Origin of the sequence: Synechococcus sp. R55.8 (genome assembly GCF_047461895.1) — a bacterium.
In the GTDB taxonomy this organism is placed as follows: Bacteria; Cyanobacteriota; Cyanobacteriia; order Thermostichales; family Thermostichaceae; genus Thermostichus.
In genome coordinates, this window is record NZ_JANSIB010000026.1 from 1 (window position 1) to 23,358 (window position 23,358).

Below are 23,358 nucleotides of genomic sequence, written 5' to 3' on the forward strand. Positions count from 1 at the left end.
AGGGCTACTAAAAGCCCGCTCCGTACCGCCTAGCGGTTGGTGTCGGGTAGTTTACGTCACAGCCGACTGGGATCCCTGACAAGCAAAAGATGGGCTTGCCTTGGCCGGAGTCGATAACGCTGGAAAAGGCTGGCACAGAGATTTGCCAAGGCAGTTCGGATGGCACTAGAGTAGCGTCAAGTCTTTTGCCAGCCCGTTGTCCTTTGCAAGTGTCTTTGTGAGGTCATCATGCCGCTTATCCCACAGGGGTTGCGCCCCCATCGTCGTCTCCTCTGGGCAGGGATCCCGTTGGCCGGTGCTTTGGCCTTGGGGGCCTGCTGGAGCAACCCCACAGGTGCTGAAGTCGAGTCTCCCACATTGACTCAGAATCCCTTCCCCCCCATCCCCACTCCACCGCCGCCGCTGCCTTCCCCAAGTGGGACTCCGGGCCTTCCCCCTTGGTGGCCCCGCGCCCAATCGCCGCAGTGGGAAGATTCTCCTTACGCTTCGGTCTTGTCCGGCTTTTTGCAAGGATTGGCGGCCCAAGGGGGAGCGCTCTCTCAACAGGGGATCCTGCTCTGGACACCGGAAGGGGAGCTGTTGGCGGAGCATGGGCTGGATCGACCTTTGCCGGTGGGAGCCTTGGATCAGTTGGCCATCAGCTTGATGGCCCTGGAGACTTGGGGCTATGAACGTCGCTTTGAGACCCGGTTCTACACCACAGGCCATCTTTTGGGCCATCGCTTGACGGGAGATTTGATCCTGGTGGGTGGCGGGGATCCCTATTTCACGGAAGCGAATGTGGCAGAGCTGGCCCGCCATTTGCATAGCCTCAACATTCGCCAGATCGACGGGGATGTGAAGGTGTTGCCCCCCTTCCGTTTGCTGGGCCAACCCGATCCTTTGGCCGGTGCTCGGCGTTTGGCAGAGCTCCTCAGCGATACGCAACAGCCCCACCCGGTTGCCATTCGCGGCTCGGTGTCAACCCTGACAGCCCTGCCCGCGGACGCCCACTGCTTGGCTCGTTATACCTCGCTACGCCTGGGATCCCTGTTGCAGATCCTCAATGGCAGCAACGACCGAGCCATGGCAGAAGCCCTGTTGGCGGAACTGGGGGGCAAAACAGCCCTGCTGGAGTACCTGCGGCAGCGGTTGGTGGCTCAGCCCATTTCCCGCCTGGATTCCCAAATGGCCCCCGCCGAGCAAGACATTCGCCTGGGGCAAAGAGGGCGAGCGCTGTACCTTTCCCCCCGCGCCCTAGCTCATCTCTGGGAACACCTGGTAGATTTCACAGATGGGGATCCGACTCGGATCTTGCCCAGAGCGGGCACTGGCCACAGCACCCTGCGGGCGCGCACCTTGCCCCCAGGCACGGCTGCTCAGGTGGGATCCGCTGCGGATCGGCTGATGACGATGGGGCAGCTGCCGAATGGCATCCACTTTGTCCTGCTCAACCAAGGTCCTGACCTGGGCATTTTGCGCCAGCAACAGGATCAGTTTCTGCAGGATGTGGTGGCCATTTCTGAGCCTCTCCGCCGCTAATGCTGACCTCAATTCGAACTTAATTTGAGATACAGCTCTCCCCCCACTTTCCCCATAGGAGGCGGAAGCTCAAGACCCCAGAGCCCCACAGGTTAGGAACAGGGTCAATTCATTTAAGAATGAGACGGCCCTGCAGCTAAGAAGGCATGGAGGTAGACCTCAGGAGGAAGCTTAGACCTGAGAGAGAGTCATAGGGTATGTCCAGGAAGGGAGCAGTTGCACGGATGAACAAGGTTAGTCGTGCAACAGTTTATCGCTGGCTGAACCGAGAAGACCTGAGGCCGACAAAAGTCAAGACCCGCAAGCGCAAGATAGACTCGGCTGCCCTGCAGCAAGACGGAGACCAGTACCCAGAAGCTCGACTGAAGGATAGAGCCCGGTCTGGCGTCCAACCCGTCCTGCCAGCGGGACGGAGTCCTCGCGCTATTGACTGTGCTCTTGAGAATGAGAAGGTGAAAGTAGCACAAAAAAAGAGTTATGGTCATTTCAATTAAACCAGGAGACTGCGCCCACACCTAAAACTTTGAATGCACGGGGCCATAGGGCTTTTCTCAATGGCCCAGGCAATGGCTCAGGCGTCTCACCCTAACCTGAAATGACTACCCGAAATGACCATAAGTACCTGTTTTTCTCCGATAATTGACTTTTGCTGCTGATGCAAACTCTTTGGCAGACCATCGCCCAGCACCTTTCAGAAGCAACAGGGGATCCCATCCAGCCCCTACAGTATCGTTCTGTGGGCGGAGGCAGCATCAACGCCACCTATCGGTTTTCCTGCGCTTCCCAAAGCCCTCTTGCAGAAGGGGTAAAAGACTACTTCGTCAAATTGGCCCGTGGGGGAGAAAGGGCGCTGGAGATGTTTGCAGCGGAAGCTGCGGGCTTGCAAACCCTAGCGGCTGCCCAGGCCATTCGCGTACCTCAGCCCATTGTCTGGGGATCCGTAGGAGAGCAGGCCTACTTGGTGCTGGAATACCTGGAGCTAACCTCGCCCCGTCCGCACACTGCGGGTTTATTGGGATCCCAGTTGGCCCAGTTGCACCGCACCCTATCCCCCAACGGCAGCTACGGTTGGGAGCGCGACAACACCATCGGCTCCACGCCGCAGATCAACAGTTGGCGGCAGAATTGGCCGGATTTTTATCGGGAACAGCGGCTGCTCTACCAGGTGAAATTGGCTTGCCAACAGGGGTATCGCGGCACGTGGGTGGCCCAAGCCGAACGGGTAATGGCGGAGCTGGAAGCCTTTTTTCAGGACTACAGGCCAGAACCCGCTCTGTTGCATGGAGATCTGTGGGGCGGCAACTACGGGGCCTTGGCCGATGGATCCCCGGTGATTTTCGATCCGGCCACCTACTACGGGGATCGAGAGACGGATCTGGCGATGACAGAACTGTTTGGCGGCTTTCCGCCGGAGTTCTATCGGGCTTATCAGCAGGCCTACCCCTTGGACGAGGGGTATCCCCACCGCAAGCCCCTCTACCAGCTCTACCACTGGCTCAACCATCTCAACCTGTTTGGAGAGGGCTACCTAGGCTCGGTGCAGCGGGCTTTGCAGCAGTGTTTGCAATTTCTTGGATAAATCGTATGGTTGTTCAGGTTAAGATGAGACGCCTGGGCTACTGATCGCGCCAGCGGGACGGAGTCCTTGAAAAACCTTCTAACCCCCTGCATTATTGCTCCGCAACGCTATTGCTCCGCAACGCTGACGCGAAGACGCGACCAACGGTTTAGGTGTGGGCACAGTGTTCTGAGTTTGAGTGGAAATGACGATATGTCCATTCCCAAGCCGTTCGCGCCAGCGGGACAGAGTCCTTGGGGGGTAGCTCCCTCTGGGAGAGAGGCTGGGGGTGAGGGGGATCTGTCTCGAAGTAAACTGATCTGAAACGGCTAGGGGGTCTTCTCCGGCGAGGATTCCCCTGCCATGACCACAGCCCCCATGTCCCCCAACAGGCGCGACTGGTTGCGCAATACTCCCAGCAAATTGAGCCGGCTGGCCCGTCGCACAGGATCCGGATCCATCACCAAAACGGCTTCAAAAAACTGAGCTACCTGAGGGGCTGCTGCTTGCAGAGCTTCCACCAAGGGGACAAAGTCTCCCTGAAGGGCTGGCTCCACCCCCAGACGATAGATTTTCTGGCAAGCCTCGTACAACTCCCTTTCTGCCGCCTCCTGCAACTGGTCGGGATCCACGGCGGCTGCCGGATCCACCACGGCGTAGTCCAAGTCCCCTTGGGCTGCCAGGCGGGCGCAGCGATTGAGGGTGGGATAGAGATCCGCCAATTCCCCGGTGGCCCGCAGGTGTTGCAGGTACTCCGCCCGCAGCAGGGTCAAGGGCAGGTTACCCAGGGCCCGCAAGGTGAGTTCGGCCTTCTGGGGATCCTCCGCTTTGACCGACTCGGGATCCCCCACTACGGCCCTGACCAAGTCGTAATCAATCCGTTTTTCCTCCTGCAAAAGGGTCTGTATCCGTTGGGCCAAAAACTCCTGCAAGGCTCGCAAGGTGTGGACATCGCCAAAGGCATAGTCCTGCACCACGCTCTGCAACAGCAAGTTGAAGTCAAAAGTCCAGCCGGCATCCCAGGCAACCAGCACCAGGCTGTTGGCGGCCCGCCGCAGGGCAAAGCGATCCGAGGAGCCGGTGGGGATCCGCCCCAAGCGAAACATGCCCACCAAGGTATCCAGGCGATCCGCCCAGCCCACCACCCGCCCCGTCAGTGCTGTGGGCAAAGCGTCCCCCGCTCCCAAAGGCCAGTAGTGTTGCTCAATCCCCTCGGCTACCGCCTCCGGTTCCCCATCCTGCCGAGCGTAGTCGGCCCCCATGATCCCCTGCAGCTCCGGGAACTCGTACACCATTTGGGTAACCAGATCCGCCTTGCACAGGTAAGCCGTGCGATCCACCAGCGCCTGCTCCTGGGGATCCAAGTTCAGGGCAGCGGCAATGAGGCGGCTGATGTGGCGGATGCGCTCCACCTTGTCCCGCATGGAGCCCAGCCCTTCGGCAAAAGTAACCGCCTGCAGGCGTTCCACCCGCTGCGCCAAGGGGATCCGCCGATCCTCCTCGTAGAAAAAGCGGGCATCCGCCAGGCGCGCCCGCACCACACGGCTGTTGCCTGCCCCGATCCGCTCCGATTGCCGGGGGTCGCCGTTGGAGATGGTGATGAAATAGGGCAGCAATTTTCTGGGATCCCGGCCATCCCGTACTGGGAAGTAGCGCTGGTGAGTGATCATCACCGTCTCGATCACCGCAGGGGGCAAGCGCAAAAACTCTGGCTCAAAGCGCCCCAAAACCGCCGTCGGCCACTCCACCAAGTGCACCACCTCCCGCAGCAAAGGAGCAGGGATCTGGGCTTCCCCATTCACTTGCCTGGCCAGCTTGGTCACCTCAGCCTGAATGTATGCCTCTCGCGCTGTTGGATCGGGGCTGACCCCCGCCTCTTGCATTTGCTGAACGTAGCTCTCGGCCCGCTCCAGGACAACCTGCTGGGATCCCAAAACGCGGTGCCCCCGGCTCACCCGCCCCGCCACCAAGCCCGGCATGGAATTGTCCTCGTGGGTCGGCAGCAGCAAAGGCAGCACCTGATCATCCCAAAGGGAGACCAGCCAGCGGATGGGGCGCGGAAACTTCAGCTCCCCGCAGGCCCAGCGCATCAGCCGTTCACCACTCAAGTTGGTAATCCAGGCGGGTGCCAGTTCCTGGAGCACGGCTGCCGTCGGTCGGCCCCGCACCCGCTGCACCGCAAACACAAAGGATCCCTTGCCCACTTGCCGGATTTCCAGGCTGCCGGGATCCACCCCTTGTTTTTGGGCAAATTTTTCCCCGGCAGGGGTGAGCTGGCCATCTTGGTAGGCGACCTGAACCGGCGGCCCCTTCACCTCCAAAGTGCGATCCGGCTGCTGGGTGGGCAACCCCTGCAACAGAACCGCCAGGCGGCGCGGCGTACCGAAAAGCTGCATCTGCTCCGCTTGCAAATGGGCCTCCGCCAAAGAGGCCGGGATCCCGGTTCGCCACTGCTCCAGAGCCGAATCCACAAAACTGGCTGGGAGCTCTTCACAGCCGACTTCTAGCAAATAGGCAACCATACTCCTGTGCTCCGCAGGGCACTATCCCCACTTCCTCAATCAACATAGTCTATGGCTCTGGGCCTCCCTTCTAGCTCACGACTGCTCCGAACCTGGGGTATCCCAGTTTACCAGGGGAGCTGGGGCGGAGTTGAGACAAGAGCTCCAGTCCGCCAGACAACACCCCAATGCCATCCCTGTCAAGTGGGCTCTGCGGCCGCCAGAACCCCATCTCCTTGGCGCAAGGGATGAGCTGAATCCCGCGGCAAATGCGCCACGATGATGGGAAGGCTGGGTCGGTTGCGGGCGATGGTCTCCGGCTCTCGGCCCAGGCGCGACCGGTTGCCGGTTTCGCTGGGAACCAATACCAACACATCTCCTGGCTGCAGCGCTTTAAAGACTTCCGCCACCACCCCCCCCTGCACCCGCTGAACCGGCAAGTGGGCATAGCTTTCTGCCGGCAAGGCTGGGGAGCTTTTCCGCCCAGGTCGGGTTTGCACCAGCAGGATCTGCAAACCTGCTTTCAATTCGCCGGCCAGCGTTTGCGCCAGCCCAATGGTCTGCTGCAGGGATCCGGGAGAGACCTCCAGCTCCGGTGCAACCAAGAGGATGCGGCGCGCCGTCTCGATGGGTACCGGAAACCGCGTGATCAACACTGGGATCCCCACCTGCCGCACCACCGCGTCAATGATGCTGCCGAAAAAGTTCTCCGCATAGGTGGAGTAGCCCTTCCAGCCCAGGATCACCAAGGTTGCCTGCCGTTCCGCCGCCGAGCGAATGATCCCTTTTTCCACCGAGTCATCCACCCGCCGAATCGGCTCCACTCGGGTCACGGCGCTGTGGGCCAGAGCTTCTGCAAAGGTCAACAACTGCTCTTGCCGAGCCAGGGCTGCCGGCGAGATCCCAGCACGGTCAGACAAAACATGCAGCGGCAGCAGCGTTCCCCCATCTTTTTTGGCCAAAATCAACGCCAACTGCAGCAGGTTGCTTTCGGTATCCGGGTTGGCCACCGGCACCAAGACGCGAGCTCCCCAATCCGGCTTGGGCAATTCGGTGGACTCTGCGGCCACCTCGGTGGGCTGCATTTGCTCTCCCCAGCGGGCCACAATCCAAGGCGAGGCAACACAGGTCACGAGGATCATGGCAATGGTGCCGTTCACCGTCAGCTCATCCACCAACTCCACCTGAAAAGCCACCGTGATGGCCGCCAGGGTAGCCGCCGCCTGAGCCATCGACAGGCCGAACATAACCATAGCGCTGGCAAAGCGCCAGCCAAACAGTTGGGCCGGGATCCAAGCGGCCAGAAACTTGCTCACCACCTCCGCTGCGATCATCACCCCTCCCACCAGCAGCGAGCGCGGCTCTCCCAAGAGAATGCCGGGATTGATCAGCATCCCCACCGAGATCAAGAAAAAAGGCACAAACAGGGTGTTGCCGATAAACTGGATCCGGTTCATCAGGGGGCTGAGCTGGGGGATGATGGGGGTAATGGCCGTCCCGGCCAGAAAGGCTCCCACCACCGGCTCAATGCCGATCAACCCCGCTCCGTAGGCCACCACAAACAAAGTGGCGATCACGAAAGTAAACTCTGCTCCCTCGTCGTGACCAAAGCGTTGAAAGAACCAACTGCCCAGCTTAGGCACCCCCCACAGGGTGGCAAACGTGTAGAGGGCAATGGAAGGGATCAACGTCAGCCAAAAGCGCAGCGACAGCTCCCCTTGGTGGGCGCGCACCACCACCGCCAGCACCAACAAAGCCAGGACATTCGTGATAAGGGTGGCCCCCAAAGTTGCCCTCACCGTCTGCAGGCGCATCAACCCCAGCTTCGAGATGATGGGCAGACCGATCAGGGTGTGAGAGGCAAAACAAGAGGCCACCAGCACCGCCGCCAGAAAGCCATACCCAATGGCCAACATGGCTGCTGTGCCGATGAGCATGGGCAACAGAAAGGTGAGCGCCCCGAAGAGGGTGGCCTTCCCGGCATTGAGCTTCAAATCTTCCAGACTGGTCTCCAGCCCCGCCATGAACATGAGAAACAACAGCCCCACCGTGCCCAGCAGGATGATGGTCTCGTCCCGCCGCAAGATGCCCAAGCCGTAGGGCCCCACCACCAGCCCGGCCAAGATTAACCCGATGATCCCCGGCAGGCGCAGCCGCTCAAACAGCAAGGGAGCCACCAGCATGATGGTCAGGATGATCAAAAACACCAGCACCGGATTCTCAACAGGGCCGATCAGGGCTAGAGGGATCCCCGAAATTTGCAGCCAGTTAGCCAGCATAAATACCCGACAGACAGCTAATGAACAGACCCGGCAAAGCGCCCGCATGAGTCTATCAGATCCCTCCAGATCCAAGTAGCTCTCGATGCCCCACAGACTTTGTCCGGCCTTCAATTACTGGCAGGGCGTTTAATAAGTATTCAAAAGTAAGTACATCAGACACATTAAGACACATTAAGCAGTGAAAACAGCTTGGCAGTAGTGCCCAGAGAAAGGCGGGAGAAACCCCCGAGAAACACGCATTAGAATCAGAGGGTACATGCTCCTAGGCTGCCTATGCACCAGCTTGCTCCTGGAAAAGTGATCGGCCAGCGCTATCAACTGGTTCACAGCATTGCAGCGGGCGGCATGGGGCAGGTGTTCAAGGCAGTCGATACGCGCCTGTTCAACCGTCCGGTAGCGGTAAAGCTGTTGCACCAAAACTTGGCAGGCGATGACAACACCCGACGCCAGTTGCACAAACGTTTTCAGCAGGAAATTCGCATCAGCACGTTGTTGGGGGAGCACCCTGCCATTGTTAAGGTGCTGGATTACGGTCTAGAGAACGACCAACCTTACCTGGTGATGGAATACCTGACGGGGCGCAGTTTGGGGGAGCTAATGCTCAAGCAGCCGGTGCTGCCGCCTCAACAGGTGGTGAGGATTGCCCGCCAAGTGTGTGCCGGTCTCTATTACGCCCACAACCTAGAGACCGAGCAGGATGGCCATCTCATCAAGGGGGTGATCCATCGCGACATCAAACCCAGCAACCTCTTCGTCCTAAAAGATGAAACGTTGGGGGAGACCGTCAAAATCTTGGATTTCGGCATTGCCAAGCTCCTCAGCGACGTTTCCCTTGCCCTCGGCACCCAGACCACCGGCTTTTTGGGTACGGTGCGCTATGCCTCTCCCGAACAGCTGCGCGGGGAAGCCCTGGATGCCCGCTCGGATATCTACTCGCTTGGCGTAGTGCTCTACCGCATGTTGACCGGGCAACAACCTCTGCGACCCAAGAGCGATTCTTTCCCCGGCTGGTACGAGGCCCACAATTACCAACAGCCTCAGCCCTTCGATCGCTCGAATTTGCCCTATGAGATTCCGCTGGAGCTGGAACAGGTGGTGCTCTCCTGTCTGGCCAAAGATCCCGACCGGCGGCCCCAAGATATGAAGGTTCTCAGCGCCCAATTGGAGGGATCCCTGCGCTCCCAGAGCGCTGCCGGCTCTTCCCTCGCGTCCCCCCCAGCCGCACCCATCTTCTCCGAGCGTACCCTGGCGGCGGTAGATGCAGGGCAGTCGGGCACACACCTGCTCAGTACCCAGGCAGAGCCCGAGGCCAAGCCGTTTCCCCTCTGGGCTGGGATAGCCCTTTTTGTTGTCATTGCGGGGAGCACCTTCTGGGGCCTGCGTCTGCTGTTGGATCCGGGCCCAGGCAGCGAAAGACCGCCTGCTGCCCCCGAACGCCCCCTTCCAGTCGGCGGTGCAGAGCACCCTGAGCGGGATCCCTCAGCCACTCCTGAACCTCTGCTGGACTGGCTGCTACGGGATCCGGAGGGCAAACCGGTGTTTGAGGATGATCCCGCCCCAGATCTGGGAATCGGTGAGTCCGCAAGCGAGCCCACACCCAGGCCAGCGGCAACTCCAGAGGCAGTGTCCTCTACCCCTCAGCCCCCCGCTCCAACTCGGCAGGTGTCACCTCCTCCTCCAGCCCCTGTCCCGGCCAAGCCTCTCCCCCCGCCGCCCATCAACCAACCCCTGTTCCCCCAGATGAACCGGGTTGCTCCAACTCCTGCTCCCCTTGCAGCCCCTCCAACCCAACCTCCCACCCCTGGCTTTCTGGAGCGGTTGCGCGAGGAGCGAGAACGCTTGGGGAAAGACTAGGCGCAAAAAAGGGATCCCCAAGGATCCCTTCGCAAACAGAGACATAGGGCTAGTCTTCGATGGGATCCCCCGTCAAGGGATCCCAGAACAGGTAGAGTCAGGCGGCAGCCAGCCGGGCATTGGCGGCATCCCAGTTCACCAGGTGCTCCAGGTAGGCGCTGATGAAGTCAGGCCGCCGGTTTTGGTAATCCAGGTAGTAGGCGTGCTCCCAGACATCCAAAGTGAGCAGGGGCACTTGGCCGTGCACCAGCGGGTTTTCGGCGTTGGGGGTTTTGGTAACCTTGAGGGTGCCGTTGTCCAGCACCAGCCAGGCCCAGCCGCTGCCAAACTGGGTGGCCGCCGCCGTTTTGAAGGCCTCGACAAACTTGTCGTAGCCGCCAAAATCGGCGTTGATCTTGTCGGCGATGGGCCCCGTCGGCGCGCCGCCCCCACCTGGCTTCATGGATTCCCAGAAAAAGGTGTGGTTCCAGACCTGGGCGGCATTGTTGAAGATGCCCACTTTGTCGGGATCCCCAAACGTGGTCTTGATAATTTCTTCTAGCGACTTATTGGCCAGCTCGGTGCCTTCGATCAGCTTGTTTAGGTTGGCCACGTAGGCGGCGTGGTGCTTGCCGTGGTGGTAGGAGAAGGTTTCCGCCGACATATAGGGCTTGAGGGCGTCGGCAGGGTAGGGCAGAGCCGGGAGTTCAAAAGCCATAATCGTCTGTCCTCTGTGTCTTGTGCAAAGAATGCAAGAAAGGACGCAGCGAAGGCAAAGATAAATCGGACAACGGCGTTACCTTTCTTTGCAGTCTTAGTGTAACTCAGAATGATTACGCTTTGGGATCCCCTCGCCATTTCCGTGCAGGCTGAGACCGTCCCCTCCTCTCCAAGCAGGGGGCCAGAGCTAACGGGATCCCTCCCGCAACAGCTCAATCAGCAGGGGAGCGACATCCCTGAGCAGGGGGATCAAAACAGCCGTGATGGCGGCGATGGTCACTACATTGCGGGTGAAGTTGAGGGTATCGCGGCTGAGCTGGAAAAACCGCTCGTCCCAGCGTTTGACCTCGGCCTCCAGACGTTCTTCGGCGCCAGCAATGCGTTCCTCGGCTTTGGCAATGCGTTCCTCGGCTTTGGCAATGCGTTCCTCGGCTCTGGCAATGCGCTCCTCGGTGCCGGCAATGGTTTGCATCAGCTCTTGGTTTTGCCGGGCCAGTTGGGCGATGGCCTGAGCGTTGGCCTCGACAGTGCGCTCGATGCGCGCCAGCCGCTCCTCGCTGTAGGTCATGGTCGGGGAGGGGGAAATTGATGCGGGCTGGGGAAGTCCTGAGGTGGGATCCCTTGCAGAGCCTCAGTCATAAAGCGCTTCCAGGTGGGGGCAACAAAGGCCCCGCCGGCGGTGCCGGGCAGCATGGGGGAGTTGTTGTCGTTGCCAATCCAAATGGCGGTAGACAGTTGCGGCACATAGCCGATGAACCAAGCGTCGCGGAAATCAGAGGTGGTGCCGGTTTTGCCGGCTACAGGTCGCCCATCGTCCAGACGAGCTGCCCTCCCGGTGCCTTGGGTCACCACCCCTTTGAGGATTTGGTTGAGCGTAGCCACCGCCCAGGGATCCAAAACCCGCTCCGGCTGGGGCCTGGCCTCGAAGAGGATTTGGCCGTTGCGATCCACCACCTGGGCCAAGAGGGTCGGCTCCACCCGATATCCGCCATTGGCAAAGACCGCATAGCTGGCCGCCATCTCCAGGGGGCTGACGCTGGCCGAGCCCAGAGCTGTAGCCAAGTTGGGAAACATCTCGGCACTGATGCCGGTGGCCTGAGCCGCTGCGATGACGTTGCGGATCCCAACATCATCGGCCAACTTGACCGTGGGCACGTTGCGGGAGAGCTCCAAAGCCCGAGCAAAGGTGAGGGGGCCATAAAAGGTGTTGTCGTAGTTTTTCGGGCTGTAGGGTGGCGAGCCGGGATAGGTGACGGGGGTATCTTCCAAGATGCTGCCGGGTGAATAGCGCCCGCTGGCCAGAGCCGCGTAGTACACATAGGGCTTAAAGGTGGATCCCGTTTGGCGAAACGCCTGGGTGGCGCGGTTAAATTGGCCCCGCTGAGCGTTGATCCCGCCCACAATGGCCTTCACATAGCCGGTACGGGGATCCACCGCCGCCAAAGCCATTTGATCGGCACGACGAGCTGCCCCAATGCGGGGGCCATCTTCATTGACAATGCGCTGGGCAAGGCGCTGCAGACGCAGATCGATGGTGGACTGAACCCGCAGACCTCCTTGCATTAGAGCTTGTTCCCCATAGCGGCGCCGCAGCTCCGCCTCAATGGCGTCGGTAACTGCTGGGGCGTTACTTTGAAAGGAGGTAATGCGGCCTAAGGTCAGCTTTTGCTCCCGCGCCGCCTGGGCTTCCTCGGGGGTAATCCACTTCAGCTCCACCAGACGATCCAGCACCAGGTGTTGCCGCCGTTTGGCTCCCTCCAGGTTGCGAAAGGGGCTGAGGGTTTCCGGGGCCGGCAGGATCCCAGCCAACATCGCCGCTTCAGCCAAGTTCAGTTCAGACGCATCCTTGTTGAAGTAGCTGCGGGCCGCCGCCTGGATGCCGTAGAGATTGTGCCCCCAGTACACCTGGTTGAGGTACATCTCCAGGATCTCGTCTTTGCTGAAGACCTGTTCTAGGCGCACCGCCAACACGATCTCGGCGACTTTACGGCTGAGGGTACGCTCCGGCCTCAAAAACAGGTTCTTGACCAACTGCATTGTCAGGGTGGATCCCCCCCCCGCCGAGCCTATACCCCCCTCCACACTGCCTAGGATCGCCCGGCCCAAGCTGACCGGATTAATGCCTGGATGGGTGTAAAAGTGGCTGTCTTCAATGGCCAGCAAGGCCTTTTTCATCTCCGGCGAGACCTGTTCAAGGGAGATCACTTCCCGGTTGGCCTCCCCGTGTAGGCTGGCAATGGGCTCGCCCCGAATATCGACAATGTGGGTGGTGGCAATGGGCACGTAATCCCGCAATTGATGCACGTCCGGCAAGTTGCGGAAGCTAATGGCCAGCCCCACCAATCCGGCAGCCGTTGCCGTGGATCCCAAGAGCAGGGATCCCAGCAACAGATTGCCCACCACACCGGCAACCTGGGCAATCCGGGAGGGGCGGGTGGGTGGGGTATAGTCGGCATGCTCGTCAAACCCCGATCCGGAAAAAGGGGAATTGGAGACACGCTCCAACCCCGGCTTTCTCGCCCGGCGGGCCAATGGTCTGCGACCGTAGGTCACGTCAAAAACCCTGTCACGTCCGTGTTGCAAAGCAACAACAAGCCAGACCCATTATAGGGCGGCGTCTATTGGGGCAGCAGGATGGCCAACCCTGCCCATCGACAACTCCAACCGGGCTAGGGGGAGAAGATCTTGAGTTGAGAATCGAGCATCTTTTGCGTGGGCTTAAAATGGCTCATGGGTTCAGCCGGAGGAGCAGGATTTGAGTTTATCGTCAGCCTCAGTTTCGCCAACGTACCGGGATCCGTTGATAGCCCAAATTGTTGAGCGGGGGGTGGCCGAGATCTTTCCGGGAGGGCCTGCTGCCCTGGCGGAGTGCCTGGCCACAACAAATCGTCCCTTGCGGGTGAAGCTGGGCATCGATCCCACCCGACCGGATCTACACCTGGGCCATTCAGTGGTGTTGCGCAAGTTGCGCCAGTTCCAGGATGCGGGCCATGTGGCTATTTTGCTCATTGGGGACTTCACAGCTCTGGTAGGGGATCCCACCGGCCAATCGCAGGCCCGTCCCCGCCTCACCCCAGCAGAAGTGGAGGAAAACGCCCGCACCTACTTGGAGCAGGCCGGCAAGATCTTGGATTTTGAGACCCCTGGCCGGCTGGAGGTGCGCCGCAACAGCGAGTGGCTGGCCTGCCTGACTCTCAGTGAGCTGATCGAACTCCAGGCCCAGATGACGGTGGGGCAGATGTTGGCCAAAGAAGACTTTGCCCAGCGCTACCAAGCCGGGACGCCGGTATACTTGCACGAATTTCTCTACCCCCTCTTGCAGGGTTACGACTCGGTGGCCCTCGCAGCCGATGTGGAACTGGGGGGAACCGACCAGCGCTTTAACCTGCTCACCGGGCGAGATCTGCAAATCTGGAAGGGCCAAGCGCCGCAGTTCTGCGTGACGGTGCCGCTTTTGGAGGGGCTGGACGGGTACCAGAAAATGTCCAAGTCCAAAAACAACTACGTGGGGCTGACTGAGGATCCCCTCACCATGTACTCCAAGCTGGAGAAGGTGCCGGATCACCTGGTGGAGCGCTACTTTGAGTTGCTCACCTCAGTGCCCCTTGCCGAGCTGCCGCAGGATCCCCGCCAGCGGCAGATCCTCCTAGCCAAGACCCTAGTGGCCCAGTTTCACTCCCCTGCAGCGGCAGAAGAGGCCCAGCGCACCGCTCAAGCGTTGGTGCTAGACGGTATTCTTGCCGAAACGGGATCCATCCCCACCTTTGCCATCGATGGGTTGTCTTACCCTGTTAAACTCAGCTACATCCTGCGTGAGTGTGGCCTGTGCAAGAGTGCCGCCGAGGCCCGTCGGCAGATTCAAGGGGGCGCCGTGCGGCTGGATGGGCAAAAGGTGGAGGATCCCGACCTGGAGTTTGCCCATGCCTCGGAGCTGGCCGGGCGGATTTTGCAGGTGGGCAAAAAGGCCTTTCGTCGGCTAGTGAAAGGCGCAGATTAGTCTTCCCCTCTCCCTGTGGGAAAGGGGTGAGGGGATCCATCAACGGGCAGGCTTGAAGCCGAGTCCGGTTTTTTTCTGCCTGGTCTTGGCTGGGGGATCGGACAGAGGAGAAGCTGACGAAGTTGGCGGGAAAACGGGCTCCGGTTTGGGCCGGATCGAGCCCGCCTCGGCTACTGCCTCAGAGAGCTTTTGCCGCACCAGCTCCTGAGTCTCCAAAATGTTGGGATCCGCCGCCCATTCCGGGGCCTCTCGAACGGGATCATCCTCGGAGGTGAACTCCAGGTCGTAGGTCTCGGCGCGGTAATCGAGGCTGAAGCATTCCCAAGCCCGCAGACTGTAAAAATAGGGGAACAAACGCACAATGCGCTCAATATCCAGGTGCGCAGCAAAGCGACGAAAAGCCTCTTCTTCAGACACCGGAAAAGGGGCGTAATGTTCTGAAACAAACCACCGCAAGAACTTCCGCGCCTCTGGGATGATCTGCTGGGCAGGCAGGGATCCCAGCACCGCTGCGTTGAAGCAGTTGACCAACAGGTGCTCCAGCATTACCGCGTTGTACTCGGCAAAGCAGGTTTGCTCGCGGCTTTCCACCGGCTGCCAGGGCATGTTGCCGTTGGCGGCAATGAGCAGGTGAACCAGGTCATGGGAGGGGTTGGTTTGGATGTAGCCGTGCCCCTCCAACTTGGCGCCATCGCAGCTAAAGAGCTGGTGTTGGGGGCTCCAATAGAACTTGAGTTGCTTTGCCGCCATGTTCAGTTCTCCTCCTCACCCAGGGGATCCTTTTAGAGCTTACACCTGCACTGATGAGCTGCTATGAACTATAGGCCACGGAGGAGAGCGCCGGCTTATTTGACAATTGGTCAGCGAGAACGCTTGCCACAAGTGGCAAAACAAAGGGGTCTTTATCTCGAAGCAATTCTCGGAGCAGACAGGCTTTAGCCGCCCTACTAGGCTCAAAGCTGAGACCCGCTGTGCTCGCATTGTGAAAAAAGATGAACTCGAGATCCTCTAACTGCAGTAAAAATCTCTACGCCTACACCAAGCGCTACAGTAGCTTTCGGAATTGTGGTATTGCAACTCCGTACTTTCATGCCACCCCACTGTGCTTGCACTGGCAGCTGCAATGACTGTAAAAATACAGCCCGGTCAAGTAAAAAGCCAAAAAGCTGGTTGGCTGCTTCTCCTGGTGCTCGTGGGAAGCTGCCTTGTCGGCTGTGGCTCTTCCGGCGGTACAGGCATTGAGCCGTCTGCTGTGGGATCCCAAGCTCGCCTGACATTCAATGGCGCTCTGACCCGCTCCTTTTCTGGCACACAAGGGGAAATGGAGTTCAACATCGCCCTCTTGCAAGGCGGGGATCCGCCCCAACCAATAACCCAGCTCTCTGCCAGTCAGGTCAGCCTGCAGGTAAACCGGGTAACCGATTTGCTAGGGATCCCGCAGCCGGTAGCCTTGACCCTGACACCCACCCGGATCGAGAACCCCCCGCCGGATCTGCCTCAGCGGCCTTTGCTCATGGCTGTGCTGATGGATGGCTCAGGCAGCTTGCTGGTTTTGGATCCCCAATCTCGGCGCTTCCTGGCTGTTTTTCGGCTCCTGGATCAATTTCGCCCTGCACTCCTGGATCTGGGCGCCATTCTGCGCTTTGACAACCGGGGAGCAGGCTTTGGCGTTACAGCCCTGGGGCAGCCTCTGCGCACGGCTCAGCTGTTGCAAGACTTCACCAGCGACAGAGAGCTGCTGAGACGAGGGGTTTTGCGTGCTGTTCCCGGAGGGAACACCGCCCTTTACGATGCCACGGTAGAAGCCGGGCGTTTCTTGAGCGACTTTCGGCCCACCGAGCGTTTCAACCGCCGCTTGGTGGTATTCACCGATGGGATTGACAACGAAAGCACCCGCTCCATCAACCAAGCTACTCAGGAGCTGACAACTTTGGCCAGAGAGCGAGGACAAAAACTCACCGTGTATGTGGTTGGGTTGGGGGTCGATTTGAATCTTCTGGAGTTACAGCGTCTGGCTGCAGCTACTGAGGGGACTTTTGTGCTGGCACGGTTTTCTGAAGGGCTGGAAGCTCCCTTTGCCAACTTATTCCCTGCTGCTATTGGGGAGCACCGCCTGCAAATGAGGGTGCAAAGCAATGTTCCGCTATCTGCTGGTTCTTATCTTCTCAGTGGCGAGCTGAGAGTTGAGAGAGAAGGCAGCCGTTTTGTGGCGCCATTCAGCGACGCTGTTCTCACGGTGGGATCCCGCTAGAGTCATTCCGCAGGCTGACAACATCCCTAATCGAGAGCGAGGCGATAAGCAAATGTTTCGACGACTCGGTATACCCAGAAGATTTTGGCAACCGGCTGCGCTTGTCCTGGCGGCAGTGCTTACAGGTTCCCTAACGGTTTTCCTGAAAGGTTGCGGTGGCACCTCCAGCAGCCCCTCGACTGTGGGGTCGCCGCCAAGGGATCCCGGCTCCGCCTTTGCCTCTGCGATTTTGGGGTTGGTGGTGGATCCCTTTGCTCAGCTTTGCCCGCCAGGCTCAACAGCCGCCCTTTGCCCAGGAGGGCCGCTTTTTTCAAGAGGCAACAAGGTTGAGTTGTTCAACCTAAGCTCAAGAGGGGACATTTTGTTCCCTGCCCTGTCAACTGCTGCTTTAGAGGGCAACTTGCGGTTCACCATTCCCTTTTCCGGATCGATTATTCAACCGCCGGGGAAGTTGGTATCGGTTCAGTCCAACCTATTGGGCCAAGGGCGTCAGTCCGGCCAGTCTATACCCCTGCGGGGATTTGTTTTCAGTGCTGCTGTGGATGTTTCCCCTTGGAGCGAAGCCCTTTATCGCATCTTGCTGCGGGAACGGGATAGAGTGTCTTTCTTCAACTTAGCGCCTCCAGAAATTAGGGATCTGGAAAACATTTTGTTTGTCAGCGTACCTCTTTCCAGAACAGCCCGAGACCTGGAGGAAATCATTACGGACATTATTCGACAAGCGGATCAACTTAGTTTTAATCAGCTTCGCTTTGTGGAAGATCTCATTCGCGTTTGCTATGCCCCAGAAGGCGATCAATCGGATCAGCCCTGCCGCCTCCGCATTCCGGTGCCCCTACCTCCTGCACCGACGGACTTTCCGACACCTCGACCCACTCCTGCCTCTACCCCGACACTAACACCGACGCCAACGCCGACGCCAAAACCGACGCCAACCAACTGGAGAGCCGTGTAGCCATGCCCTTGGAGAAGTTGGTCCCGCTATTGCGGTCGCAAAAGCGTCGTGTAGCGATGACGGCTTTCCCCCAGGTGGAGTGAGCCAGTCGTGGAGATATCTATCGAGGTTTGACAGCGCTTGCCGCCTGTGACGGTGGGATGTCAGGCTGAGACAGGAGTGGTTTTGCAGTCGGTAGGAACCATGACGCAGCGTGCCCAAGGATTTTGGCAATGGGGATCCCTTTGCCGGATTGGCCTCTACGTAGCTGCTCTGCTCTGCGGGGTGGCGCTCTGGGGGATCCCGGCCTTGGCTCTGCCCCAAGGGGATGCCATCACGGATCCCCGTACCCTGTTGCGGCGGGCGTTGCCTATTCAGGAAACGAAGCTGCTGGAAATTGATGAGGCCATCTCCAAAATCGACACCGACCTGAAGTACAACCGCTGGTCAGCGGTGCGGGGAGATGTGCGCCAGGTGGAGCGGCTTCTGGATCGCCATGGAGATTCCCTGCTGGCCAGCTTGCCTCCGGATCGGGTGACCCCAGCCTCTGAACAGATGGCTGCGCTGCGGGAGCAGTTGCGGGTGATCGGCCAAGCCAGCGAGCGCAAATCCAAGGGTAAAGAAGAGGCCCGCGCTGCCTACGACCGTCTAGTGGACGAGTTGGGATCCCTCGAAAACAACTGGGTGGGGGCTTTCCCCTACACAGTGCCTACTGAGTATGCCGACAAACCTCAGCTCTTGGGGCGGGCAGAGGTGGAGCTAAACACCACCGCTGGGCGCATGGTGATCACCTTAGATGGCTACAGCGCCCCCATCACTGCCGGCAACTTTGCCGACCTGGTGCAGCGGGGCTTCTACGATGGCCTGACCTTTGACCGGGTGGAGACCTTCTTCCTGGCGCAGGCCGGGGATCCCCCTGGCCCTGCCGATGGCTATGTGGATCCGGCCACGGGCAAGGTTCGCACCATCCCCATGGAGATTCGCGCCAAAGGCGAGGTGATGCCCCGCTACGGCCAGACTTTTGATCAGATGGGCCTGTGGGATGTGGAACCGGCTCTGCCCTTTTCCGCCGAAGGGACGGTGGCCATGGCCCGCTATCCCGACGATCCCAACAGCGCTTCTTCCCAGTTTTTCATCTTCATGGCCGAACCGGATCTCACCCCCGCTGGGCTCAACCTGATGGATGGCCGCTATGCGGTGTTCGGCTACGTTACCGAGGGAACGGAGGTGCTGCACCACATCAAAGTGGGGGATCGGATTGTGAGTGCCAGGTTGATTGCCGGCCAAGACAACCTCAAACCCGGAGCCTAGAGGGGATCCCTTCCTTCCTGCCTAACTGTGTCGATAAGCCGCCGTACCGTCGCCGCCCCTGCAGAGGGCTGGAAGCGAAAGGGAAATTTGCCCCTGGCCAACAGGCGCAGACCCAAAGGCACCAAGCTGAGCAGCCCTTTGGGATCCCGGCCCACCACCTGCAGGGCAAAGCGGCGCTCATCTATCCAACCACCGGAGCGCACCAGTTGCACCAGAGTCTTGCGGTGGCGGATGGCTATGGGCAAGGACTCCGTCCGAATAGCGCGAACAGCGTGCGATGGGGAACGGTCGGTGGGCAGAGCAGCGGTCTTGTCTACAGGGCGGGAGAGGATCCCCTGTTTGAGTTCGGTGATTTGATCCAGAGGTGCCACGCCCATCGGGCAGACGCTGTTGCAGTTCCAGCAGCGGGTACAGCCCCAGACACCAGCCAAGCTATCCAGAGCCTGCAGGCGTTGTTCCCGTTGGCTGTCGCGGCTGTCTTGGACGAGGCGGTTGGCTCTGGCCAGAGCATGGGGGCCGACAAACTCTGGGTTCACCTCTTTGGCATTGCAATCGGAATAGCAGGCTCCGCAGAGAATACAGCCACCGGCAGCGTTGAGATGCTCCCGTTCGGCAGGCAGCTGTAAAAACTCTCGCTCCGGGATGCGTCGCCCCGCCGTGCTGACAAAGGGATCCACCCGGCTGAGATCGTTCCAGAAGGGCTGCATATCCACCACCAGATCCCGCAGAACGGGCAGGTTTCCCAGAGGGCCGATGCGAATAGGCTGCGGCTGGGGGCTGCGGGGATCCAGCTCTTCGCCCACATGTCGGCCACAAGCCAAGGCTGCCCTACCGTTGATGCGCATGGCGCAACTGCCACAGATGGTGTTGCGGCAGTTTTTGCGGAAGGCCAAGCTGCCATCCTGCTCCCACTTGATCTGGTTGAGGCAATCGAGAATGGTGGCGCCAGGGGATGTCTCCAGCCAGAAGGACTGCCAGCGGGGCGGCTCCGGCGGCAACTGTCGGAAAATCTGAAATTCTACTCGCAAAGTGCTCTGCACCGCTGAAGGGAAAGGGGATCCCATCCTAGCTCTCTCAATATTGCCCTGCAACGCTCGCGCGAACAACGCGACAGCAGGAGTGCTACAGGGCGCGGCTGAGGGCGCTCCCCGGCCCCTGAAACAACAGCCAAGAAATAAGAAAGTTGGTAACAAACACGCCCAGCAACGCCGTGACCACCGCATCGGTGGTGGAGCGGCCCACCCCCTTGGCCCCTCCGCTGGTGGAAAGGCCCCAGTTGGAGCCGACAATGGCGATCAAGGACCCAAACACCATCGCCTTCAAACAACAGACGAGCAAATCCCAAGAGGTCAGAAGGGTTTGCGCCGAGTTGAGAAACACTGCAGGAGAGATGTTGTAGGCCGAAGCGCAGATGATCATCCCCCCCACCAGCCCCGTCAGCAGGGAGAGGATGGTAAGCACCGGCAGCATCAGCCCCGCAGCCAGCACCCGCGGGATCACCAGATAATCCACCGGATCGGTGCGCAACAACAGCAAAGCGTCGATCTGCTCCGTGACCTTCATGGTGCCCAGCTCGGCGGCAAAGGCGGATCCCACCCGTCCGGCCAAGATCACCGCCGTCACCACCGGTGTCAGCTCGCGGGCAAGGGCAATCGCCAAAACCCCCCCAATTAGGGAGGAAGCGCCAAAGTTGATGAACTCCCGCGCCAACTGGATGGTGAAAACACCGCTGATCACCACCGCCGTAATCAGAACAATCAGCAGCGACTCCAGCCCCACCGCCGCAAGCTGATCCAGGGTGTTGCGGCGATGGATACGACCCCGCATCAGATGCAAAATCACCTGGCCGGCCAGGAGAAAACTGCTGCCCACTCGCTGGAACCAGTTCATGGTTTCCGCCTCAAGAGGCCGTTATCGCTAGGCGACGCTTTGGCGACCCCGTTAGGGGGGCGGAGTCCTTCGGGGTTGCCGGCTCCGCTGGCAGCTGAAAGCTGGGCACAAACGAGGCCCGTGTCAGGGGTTGATCCAGGATCAGCCCCTCTCCCCCCAACACCTCTAGGGCACGGCCTTCCACCGAGATCCACACCCGCGCGCCGGGGTTTTGGCTGGTGGCCGTGTAGAGCACCTGCGCAATCCGGCTCATCATCGCCGTGGATCCCCCCCCTTGCGTGAATTCGGGGGAGAAGTTGAGGAAAATATCGTCGCCCTCCACCCGCACATCCAACACCCGCGTCTGGGGGGGAATGGCCGTGGTGAGGTGGGGATCCCTGGGGCCGGCAATCAGCTCCTCCAGAGCCAGGCGGATGGCTTCCTGAGCGTCGAAGGCGCGAACCGTGCGCTCTTGCTGCACATAGTAAATGGAGTTGTCGGCACTGGTCAGCCAATACAAGGAAAGCGTCTGCCGCGGCCCAATGGTGTACCACCAGGCTGCCCCCATCGCCCCCAGCCCCAGCAAGAAGCCAAGGATCCCCAATTGCAGGGCCCGGCCCCGACGCGGGCGGGAACGCCGTCCTCCCAACCTAACGGAGCTGAGCTGTGCAATACGGCCTCCGTAGTGGCTCATCGCTGGCAACCCCCTGTCTTACCTAGCTCTAGGGTAGCGAAGAAAAGCCCACTCTGCCGGGGATCCCCCGTAGGCTGGACAGGCAAAAGTGCGGCAGCAACTGGGATCCCTTTATTTGTATGATGATAATGATTTACACCCGGCATTGCTGAGTCGATAACTGAGCACACAAGGAGCTGAGCCTCAATCATGGTTACTGCCACCGCTACTGCCACCAATGTTGGCTACATCACTCAGGTCATTGGGCCTGTGATCGACGCCGAGTTTCCCAGCGGCAAGCTGCCCGAAATCTACAATGCCCTCAAGGTGGAGGGCACAACCGAAAGCGGCCTGAAGGTTAACGTCACCTTTGAGGTGCAGCAGCTTTTGGGGGATAACCGCGTGCGTGCGGTGGCCATGTCCTCGACCGACGGCCTGGTGCGGGGCATGCCGGTGGTGGATACGGGCGCTCCGATTACTGTGCCGGTCGGGCAGCCCACCCTGGGGCGCATTTTCAATGTGCTGGGAGAGCCGGTTGACCAAGGAGAGCCCGTTCAAGCCCAAGAATTTGCCCCCATCCACCGCAGTGCGCCTCCACTTGTCGATTTGACGATTAAGCCAGAGCCCTTTGAAACCGGCATCAAGGTGATTGACCTGCTGGCCCCCTTCAAAAAGGGGGGCAAGGTGGGCCTGTTTGGCGGTGCCGGCGTCGGCAAGACAGTGCTCATCCAGGAGCTGATCCACAACATCGCTGAGGAGCACTCTGGCCTATCGGTGTTTGCGGGCGTGGGAGAGCGCACCCGCGAGGGCAATGACCTCTACAACGAGATGAAAGAATCCGGTGTGCTGGACAAAGTGGCGCTGGTCTATGGCCAGATGAACGAGCCACCGGGTGCCCGCATGCGGGTTGGCCTGACTGCCCTGACCATGGCAGAGTACTTCCGCGACGTTAACAAGCAGGACGTGCTGCTGTTCATCGACAATATCTTCCGCTTTGTGCAGGCCGGGTCGGAAGTGTCGGCGCTGTTGGGCCGCATGCCCTCGGCGGTGGGTTACCAGCCCACCTTGGCTACCGAAATGGGCAACCTGCAAGAGCGCATCACCTCTACCAAGCAGGGATCCATCACCTCGGTGCAGGCGGTGTATGTGCCTGCTGACGACTTGACGGATCCGGCCCCAGCAACCACCTTTGCCCACCTTGACTCGACGGTGGTATTGTCCCGCAGCTTGGCAGCCAAGGGTATCTATCCGGCGGTGGATCCCCTGGATTCCTCTTCCACCATCCTGCAGGCGGACATTGTGGGCGAAGAGCACTACAACACCGCCCGGGCAGTGAAGCAAACGCTGCAGCGCTACAAAGAGCTGCAAGATATCATCGCCATCCTGGGGCTGGACGAGCTGTCGGAAGAGGACAAGCTGGTGGTGGCCCGCGCCCGCCGCATCGAGCGTTTCCTGTCCCAGCCGTTCTTCGTGGCGGAGGTATTCACTGGCTCCCCCGGCAAGTATGTGAAATTGGCAGACACCATCAAGGGCTTCCAGCGCATTTTGTCGGGGGAATTGGACAATCTGCCGGAGCAAGCCTTCTACTTGGTGGGCACCATCGAAGAGGCCATCGAGAAAGCCGAGAAGCTCAAGTCCAAGTGATCCCTCACCCCCAGCCCCTTTCCCACAGGAGGAGAGGGGAGTTGCCGATAGCGCGGCGACTGGGCTCCCCAGGGTTGAAGGGGGGAACGCCCTGGTGGCATTGCTGACTGAAAGCGCTCCCCAGACCCGGCAGGGCTCCTTCTTTTCGGGGGAGCCTTGGTTTTATCTACAGGTGGGACGGCTGCTAGGGATCCCCGGCGACAGGCCCGAAGCGATAGCCCTTGCCGTAGACGGCGTGGATCAATTCTGCTGCCCCGGGCAACC

Annotated in this window: 19 protein-coding genes; 10 read left to right on the forward strand and 9 right to left on the reverse strand. The window is 59.9% G+C overall.

All coding sequences use genetic code 11. The annotated features are described in order from the left end of the window. Nucleotides 1–228 precede the first annotated feature (228 nt). The 3 genes from NW829_RS04205 to NW829_RS04215 all read left to right on the forward strand — a co-directional run bounded on the left by NW829_RS04205 (nt 229) and on the right by NW829_RS04215 (nt 3,100). On the forward strand, nt 229–1,521 hold the full coding sequence (locus tag NW829_RS04205; RefSeq protein ID WP_414416508.1) for a D-alanyl-D-alanine carboxypeptidase: 1,293 nt from the start codon (nt 229–231) through the stop codon (nt 1,519–1,521). Nucleotides 1,522–1,745: 224 nt separating this feature from the next. After that, on the forward strand, nt 1,746–2,015 hold the full coding sequence (locus tag NW829_RS04210) for an IS630 transposase-related protein (protein WP_414328998.1): 270 nt from the start codon (nt 1,746–1,748) through the stop codon (nt 2,013–2,015). A gap of 161 nt (nt 2,016–2,176) precedes the next feature. Beyond that, a complete protein-coding gene (locus tag NW829_RS04215) occupies nt 2,177–3,100 on the forward strand; it encodes a fructosamine kinase family protein (RefSeq protein WP_414328999.1) in 924 nt (307 codons plus the stop codon). A 308-nt stretch (nt 3,101–3,408) separates the two neighbouring features. Here NW829_RS04215 and glyS read toward each other — a convergent pair whose 3' ends face one another. Together glyS and NW829_RS04225 are read right to left on the reverse strand one after the other, a co-directional pair. Then, nucleotides 3,409–5,601 (reverse strand): glycine--tRNA ligase subunit beta, encoded by a 2,193-nt coding sequence (glyS, locus tag NW829_RS04220; protein ID WP_414412585.1) that lies wholly within the window; start codon nt 5,599–5,601, stop codon nt 3,409–3,411. 179 nt (nt 5,602–5,780) lie between these two features. Beyond that, a complete protein-coding gene (locus tag NW829_RS04225) occupies nt 5,781–7,859 on the reverse strand; it encodes a cation:proton antiporter (RefSeq protein ID WP_414412584.1) in 2,079 nt (692 codons plus the stop codon). Nucleotides 7,860–8,135: 276 nt separating this feature from the next. Between NW829_RS04225 and NW829_RS04230 the strand changes: the two genes are divergently transcribed. Continuing rightward, nucleotides 8,136–9,716, forward strand: a complete 1,581-nt coding sequence (locus tag NW829_RS04230; RefSeq protein WP_414416509.1) for a serine/threonine protein kinase — start codon at nt 8,136–8,138, stop codon at nt 9,714–9,716. Nucleotides 9,717–9,813: 97 nt separating this feature from the next. On the opposite strand, the gene NW829_RS04235 is transcribed toward NW829_RS04230, so the two are convergent. The 3 genes from NW829_RS04235 to NW829_RS04245 form a co-directional block, all read right to left on the reverse strand. Then, a complete protein-coding gene (locus tag NW829_RS04235; protein WP_011431628.1) occupies nt 9,814–10,413 on the reverse strand; it encodes a superoxide dismutase in 600 nt (199 codons plus the stop codon). 189 nt (nt 10,414–10,602) lie between these two features. After that, nucleotides 10,603–10,983, reverse strand: a complete 381-nt coding sequence (locus tag NW829_RS04240; protein ID WP_414329401.1) for a hypothetical protein — start codon at nt 10,981–10,983, stop codon at nt 10,603–10,605. Continuing rightward, entirely contained in the window at nt 10,980–12,968 is a 1,989-nt protein-coding gene (locus tag NW829_RS04245) for a transglycosylase domain-containing protein (protein ID WP_414413137.1), read from the reverse strand. The genes NW829_RS04240 and NW829_RS04245 overlap by 4 nt, the downstream gene beginning before the upstream one ends. Before the next feature lie 247 nt (nt 12,969–13,215). On the opposite strand from NW829_RS04245, the gene tyrS reads away from it, so the two are divergent. Continuing rightward, complete coding sequence (gene tyrS / locus NW829_RS04250; RefSeq protein WP_414416518.1) at nt 13,216–14,412, forward strand: tyrosine--tRNA ligase; 1,197 nt, start codon at nt 13,216–13,218, stop codon at nt 14,410–14,412. Nucleotides 14,413–14,451: 39 nt separating this feature from the next. On the opposite strand, the gene NW829_RS04255 is transcribed toward tyrS, so the two are convergent. Next, nucleotides 14,452–15,162: a hypothetical protein gene (locus tag NW829_RS04255; protein ID WP_414330718.1), complete on the reverse strand. Its 711-nt coding sequence runs from the start codon at nt 15,160–15,162 to the stop codon at nt 14,452–14,454. A 442-nt stretch (nt 15,163–15,604) separates the two neighbouring features. On the opposite strand from NW829_RS04255, the gene NW829_RS04260 reads away from it, so the two are divergent. The 4 genes from NW829_RS04260 to NW829_RS04275 all read left to right on the forward strand — a co-directional run bounded on the left by NW829_RS04260 (nt 15,605) and on the right by NW829_RS04275 (nt 18,908). Continuing rightward, nucleotides 15,605–16,663 carry a vWA domain-containing protein gene (locus tag NW829_RS04260; RefSeq protein ID WP_414416510.1) on the forward strand — a complete coding sequence of 353 codons (1,059 nt, stop codon included), beginning with the start codon at nt 15,605–15,607 and terminating at the stop codon, nt 16,661–16,663. Nucleotides 16,664–16,818: 155 nt separating this feature from the next. Next, complete coding sequence (locus tag NW829_RS04265; protein ID WP_414416511.1) at nt 16,819–17,007, forward strand: hypothetical protein; 189 nt, start codon at nt 16,819–16,821, stop codon at nt 17,005–17,007. A 17-nt stretch (nt 17,008–17,024) separates the two neighbouring features. Next, nucleotides 17,025–17,618, forward strand: coding sequence for a hypothetical protein (locus NW829_RS04270; protein WP_414342842.1), 594 nt, complete (start codon nt 17,025–17,027; stop codon nt 17,616–17,618). Nucleotides 17,619–17,801: 183 nt separating this feature from the next. After that, complete coding sequence (locus NW829_RS04275; RefSeq protein WP_414416512.1) at nt 17,802–18,908, forward strand: peptidylprolyl isomerase; 1,107 nt, start codon at nt 17,802–17,804, stop codon at nt 18,906–18,908. On the opposite strand, the gene NW829_RS04280 is transcribed toward NW829_RS04275, so the two are convergent. From NW829_RS04280 to NW829_RS04290, 3 genes are all read right to left on the reverse strand, one after another. Then, nucleotides 18,905–19,936 carry a succinate dehydrogenase/fumarate reductase iron-sulfur subunit gene (locus NW829_RS04280; RefSeq protein WP_414356885.1) on the reverse strand — a complete coding sequence of 344 codons (1,032 nt, stop codon included), beginning with the start codon at nt 19,934–19,936 and terminating at the stop codon, nt 18,905–18,907. The two genes, NW829_RS04275 and NW829_RS04280, sit on opposite strands and share 4 nt — an antisense overlap. Nucleotides 19,937–20,030: 94 nt before the next feature. Continuing rightward, nucleotides 20,031–20,798: an MlaE family lipid ABC transporter permease subunit gene (locus NW829_RS04285; RefSeq protein ID WP_414416513.1), complete on the reverse strand. Its 768-nt coding sequence runs from the start codon at nt 20,796–20,798 to the stop codon at nt 20,031–20,033. Between the two features lie 10 nt (nt 20,799–20,808). After that, nucleotides 20,809–21,471, reverse strand: coding sequence for a GerMN domain-containing protein (locus tag NW829_RS04290; RefSeq protein ID WP_414416514.1), 663 nt, complete (start codon nt 21,469–21,471; stop codon nt 20,809–20,811). Between the two features lie 189 nt (nt 21,472–21,660). Between NW829_RS04290 and atpD the strand changes: the two genes are divergently transcribed. Next, nucleotides 21,661–23,094 (forward strand): F0F1 ATP synthase subunit beta, encoded by a 1,434-nt coding sequence (atpD, locus tag NW829_RS04295; RefSeq protein WP_011434062.1) that lies wholly within the window; start codon nt 21,661–21,663, stop codon nt 23,092–23,094. The last annotated feature ends 264 nt before the right edge of the window (nt 23,095–23,358 follow it).

What these genes read in the sequence shown, in the direction of transcription:
- NW829_RS04205 (WP_414416508.1), top strand. Translation starts at nt 229, where the DNA reads ATGCCGCTTATCCCACAGGGGTTGCGCCCCCATCGTCGTCTCCTCTGG.
- NW829_RS04210 (WP_414328998.1), top strand. Translation starts at nt 1,746, where the DNA reads ATGAACAAGGTTAGTCGTGCAACAGTTTATCGCTGGCTGAACCGAGAA.
- NW829_RS04215 (WP_414328999.1), top strand. Translation starts at nt 2,177, where the DNA reads ATGCAAACTCTTTGGCAGACCATCGCCCAGCACCTTTCAGAAGCAACA.
- glyS (WP_414412585.1), bottom strand. Translation starts at nt 5,601, where the DNA reads ATGGTTGCCTATTTGCTAGAAGTCGGCTGTGAAGAGCTCCCAGCCAGT.
- NW829_RS04225 (WP_414412584.1), bottom strand. Translation starts at nt 7,859, where the DNA reads ATGCTGGCTAACTGGCTGCAAATTTCGGGGATCCCTCTAGCCCTGATC.
- NW829_RS04230 (WP_414416509.1), top strand. Translation starts at nt 8,136, where the DNA reads ATGCACCAGCTTGCTCCTGGAAAAGTGATCGGCCAGCGCTATCAACTG.
- NW829_RS04235 (WP_011431628.1), bottom strand. Translation starts at nt 10,413, where the DNA reads ATGGCTTTTGAACTCCCGGCTCTGCCCTACCCTGCCGACGCCCTCAAG.
- NW829_RS04240 (WP_414329401.1), bottom strand. Translation starts at nt 10,983, where the DNA reads ATGACCTACAGCGAGGAGCGGCTGGCGCGCATCGAGCGCACTGTCGAG.
- NW829_RS04255 (WP_414330718.1), bottom strand. Translation starts at nt 15,162, where the DNA reads ATGGCGGCAAAGCAACTCAAGTTCTATTGGAGCCCCCAACACCAGCTC.
- NW829_RS04275 (WP_414416512.1), top strand. Translation starts at nt 17,802, where the DNA reads ATGACGCAGCGTGCCCAAGGATTTTGGCAATGGGGATCCCTTTGCCGG.
- NW829_RS04285 (WP_414416513.1), bottom strand. Translation starts at nt 20,798, where the DNA reads ATGAACTGGTTCCAGCGAGTGGGCAGCAGTTTTCTCCTGGCCGGCCAG.
- NW829_RS04290 (WP_414416514.1), bottom strand. Translation starts at nt 21,471, where the DNA reads ATGAGCCACTACGGAGGCCGTATTGCACAGCTCAGCTCCGTTAGGTTG.
- atpD (WP_011434062.1), top strand. Translation starts at nt 21,661, where the DNA reads ATGGTTACTGCCACCGCTACTGCCACCAATGTTGGCTACATCACTCAG.